This window comes from Mesorhizobium sp. M7A.F.Ca.CA.004.12.1.1 (assembly GCF_003997835.1).
In the GTDB taxonomy this organism is placed as follows: Bacteria; Pseudomonadota; Alphaproteobacteria; order Rhizobiales; family Rhizobiaceae; genus Mesorhizobium.
The window spans coordinates 1-3,692 of sequence record NZ_RZRK01000617.1 but is presented as its reverse complement, the minus strand read 5'-3'; the positions used below and the strand labels follow the sequence as shown (position 1 = coordinate 3,692).

The window sequence follows — 3,692 nt, the reverse complement described above, 5'->3', positions numbered from 1 at the left end:
GTTCGACAGAACCAGAGTCAGCCGAACCGGCTGCCGCCGAAGCCACGCCGGAAAGCAGGGCGATGGCGGCGAAAAGCGTCTGCCGAAACCCGCCGCGCCTGGAAATCATCCGGCGCGCCGCATACCACCGCCGCGTCGCGTATCCTTCGCGCTTTCCTCGGCGAACAGCGAAGCCAGTTGCTCGGTCATGGCGCCGGCCAGTTCCTCGGCATCGACGATGGTGACAGCGCGGCGGTAGTAGCGCGTGACGTCGTGGCCGATGCCGATGGCCAGCAGTTCCACCGGCGAACGCGTCTCGATCAGCTCGATGACGGCGCGCAGATGGCGCTCGAGATAGTTGCCCGGATTGACCGACAGCGTCGAATCGTCGACCGGCGCGCCGTCCGAGATCATCATCAGGATCTTGCGCTGCTCGGGCCGGGCGATCAGCCGGTTGTGCGCCCACAGCAGCGCCTCGCCGTCGATATTTTCCTTGAGCAGGCCTTCGCGCATCATCAGGCCGAGATTGCGCCGTGCCCGCCGCCATGGATGGTCGGCGGACTTGTAGATGATGTGGCGCAGATCGTTGAGCCGGCCAGGATTCGGCGGCTTGCCATCCTTCAGCCATTTCTCGCGCGCCTGCCCGCCCTTCCACGCCCGTGTCGTGAAGCCGAGGATCTCGACCGAGACACCGCAACGCTCCAGCGTGCGCGCCAATATGTCGGCGCAGGTGGCGGCGACCGTGATCGGCCGGCCGCGCATCGAGCCGGAATTGTCGAGCACCAGCGTCACCACCGTGTCGCGAAATTTGGTGTCGCGCTCCTGCTTGAACGACAGCGGCTGCATCGGGTCAATGACGACCCGCACCAGCCTTGCCGGGTCGAGGTAACCTTCTTCCAGGTCGAAATCCCAGGAGCGGTTCTGTTGTGCCATCAGCCGGCGCTGTAGCCGGTTGGCCAGCCGCCCAACGACGCCGGACAGATTGGCCAGTTGCTTGTCGAGGAAGGCGCGCAGCCGGTCGAGTTCTTCCTCTTCGCACAGCTCCTCGGCGCCGACCGTCTCGTCGAAAGCCGTGGTGAAGACCTTGTAGTCGATCTCCTTCGGCAGATTGGTGAAGGGATTGTCGTTGCGGCGCGCCTCGCCGGGTGTTTCGGCATCGGCGTCGTCATCGTCGGACAGATCGTCGGCGGTGGCGTCGGAGGCTTCCGTCTCGGCCGACTGTTCGTCATCGGCGGAAGCTTCGGCATCCTCGGACTGCGACTGCTCGGAGCCGGAATCCTCTTCGCCACCCTCCTCGCTCTGCTCCTCGCCTTGCGGCTGGTTGTCGTCATTGTCCTCGGAATCTTCCGTCTCCTGGTCGTCGCCGAGTTCCTCGGCCATCTCCATGGAGGCGAGCATCTCGCGCACGACCCGGGCGAACGCCTGCTGGTCGCCGAGCTTGGCCGACAATCCGTCGAGGTCGGCCTTGGCCTTCTCCTCGACCCAGGGGCGCCAAAGTTCGACCAGCCGCTCGCCGCTTTTCGGGACCGGGCGGCCGGTCAGCTTCTCGCGCACCATCAGGGCAAGAGCTTCCTCGATCGGCGCGTCGGCCTTGTCCTTGATGTCGACGAGGTTGGCCTTGGCGTATTTGTCCTCCAGCATCGAGCCGATATTGTCGGCGACGCCCTGCATGGCGCGTGAGCCTATCGCCTCGACGCGAGCCTGCTCGACCGCGTCATAGATGGCGCGGGCCGCCTTGCCTTCCGGCGCCAGCTTGGTGTGGATGCGCACATCATGGCAGGCGCGCTTCAGCGCCATGGAATCGCCGAGGCCGCGGGTGATCGCAATATCGGTCTTCGATGCCTTCTTGGGCAGCTCCGGCAAGCGCGCGCGGCTGCCGGCGAGCGCCGGCCGGTCCTTGGCGAAACCGACCTCCAGTTCCTTGTCGCCGGCAATGGCGCGCATGCAGACGGTAACGGCACGCTTGAAGCTATCGGCTTCAGACCCCGTCTTCGACTTGTTGCGCGTGTTGTCGCCCGGACCCGCCATCGAGACCCTGCTTAGCCCAGCACCACGTTGGCGGCGCTCTCGGGCAGATCCTCGCCGAAGGCGCGCTGATAGAACTCGGCCACCACCGAGCGCTCCAGTTCGTCGCACTTGTTGAGGAAGGTCAGCCGGAACGCCATGCCGATATTGCCGAATATCTCGGCATTCTCGGCCCAGGTGATCACGGTGCGCGGGCTCATCACGGTCGACAGATCGCCGTTGATGAAGGCCGAGCGCGTCATGTCGGCGACGCGCACCATCTTGTTGACGATGTCCTTGCCCTTGCCGTCGCGATAGTGCTTGGCCTTGGCCAGCACGATGGCGACTTCGTTGTCGTGCGGCAAATAGTTCAGCGTGGTGACGATCGACCAGCGGTCCATCTGCGCCTGGTTGATCTGCTGGGTGCCGTGATAGAGGCCGGTGGTGTCGCCAAGGCCGACCGTGTTTGCGGTCGAGAACAGCCGGAAGGCCGGATGCGGGCGAATGACCCGGCTCTGGTCGAGCAGCGTCAGCCGGCCCGACGATTCCAGCACGCGCTGGATGACGAACATCACATCCGGACGGCCGGCATCGTACTCGTCGAAGCACAGCGCGACATTGTGCTGGTAGGCCCAGGGCAGGATGCCGTCGCGGAATTCGGTGATCTGCAAACCGTCCTTGACGACGATCGCGTCCTTGCCGACGAGATCGATACGGCTGACATGGCTGTCGAGGTTGACGCGCACGCAAGGCCAGTTGAGGCGAGCGGCGACCTGTTCGATATGGGTCGACTTGCCGGTGCCGTGATAGCCCGACACCATGACGCGGCGGTTGTAGGCAAAGCCCGCAAGGATCGCCATCGTCGTGTTCTTGTCGAACAGATAGTCCGGATCGATGTCCGGCACATGCTCCGATGTCACCGAATAGGCCGGCACCACCATCTTGGACTCGAAGCCGAATTTCTCCTTCACCGACACCGTCGTGTCGGGCAGGTTGGCGATGTCACGATCGACCTTGTTCATATCTCTCAACGTCTCCACGGGCGAAACGTCTGATTTCGCCGGCAATCGATTTTGTCCGGGGGCGGTCTTAGAGCCTTTTCCAACCTTATGAAAGTTGGAAAACGACACGAACCGTATGGCCGCTCAGCACAGGCCCGCCTGTTTGAGCACGCGATAGGCCTGCAGCACATCGCGGAACCGGTCTTCCGAACCTCTGTCGCCACCATTCGCATCCGGATGGTGCAGTTTCACCAGTTCCTTATAGCGCGCCTTGATCTCCTTGCCAGTCGCCTTTGTATCAAGACCAAGCGTTTCCAGCGCCTTGGCCTCAAGCGGCTTGGCCTTGCGCTCGCGCGCCTCGCGCGGATCCTTCGGTCCCTTGAACAGGTCGAACGGGTCGCGCATGCGGTTATAGTAGCCGGCGCGGCCGGAACGCATCTGGGCCATATCGGGCGACGACCGCGTCGAGGCCCCGTTGGCGCCCATCTTCCAGGTCGGCCGGTGCCCGGTCATGGCTTCCTTCTGGAAGCGCGCGACCTCGGTGTCCGGCACGCCGGAAAAGTAGTTGAAGCCCTTGTTGTACTCGCGCACATGATCAAAGCAGAAGTGGAAATACTCGCCTTCCTTCATGCGCCCGACCGGCGCACGATGGGTGCCCGCTTCCTTGCAGCCGTCCCACTGGCAGATCGGCGAGTGCGACTTCAGCTC

3 protein-coding genes are annotated in these 3,692 nt (G+C 63.8%); all 3 read right to left on the bottom strand.

Going from position 1 to position 3,692, the window contains the following annotated elements; genetic code table 11:
* Positions 1–105 precede the first annotated feature (105 nt).
* Positions 106–2,007: a cobaltochelatase subunit CobT gene (gene cobT, locus EN984_RS26255; RefSeq protein WP_013529369.1), complete on the bottom strand. Its 1,902-nt coding sequence runs from the start codon at positions 2,005–2,007 to the stop codon at positions 106–108.
* Between the two features lie 11 nt (positions 2,008–2,018).
* Positions 2,019–3,005, bottom strand: coding sequence for a cobaltochelatase subunit CobS (cobS, locus tag EN984_RS26250; RefSeq protein WP_013529367.1), 987 nt, complete (start codon positions 3,003–3,005; stop codon positions 2,019–2,021).
* 123 nt (positions 3,006–3,128) lie between these two features.
* Positions 3,129–3,692 (bottom strand): J domain-containing protein (locus EN984_RS26245; RefSeq protein WP_127384054.1); only part of this gene is annotated, 564 nt, incomplete at its 5' end.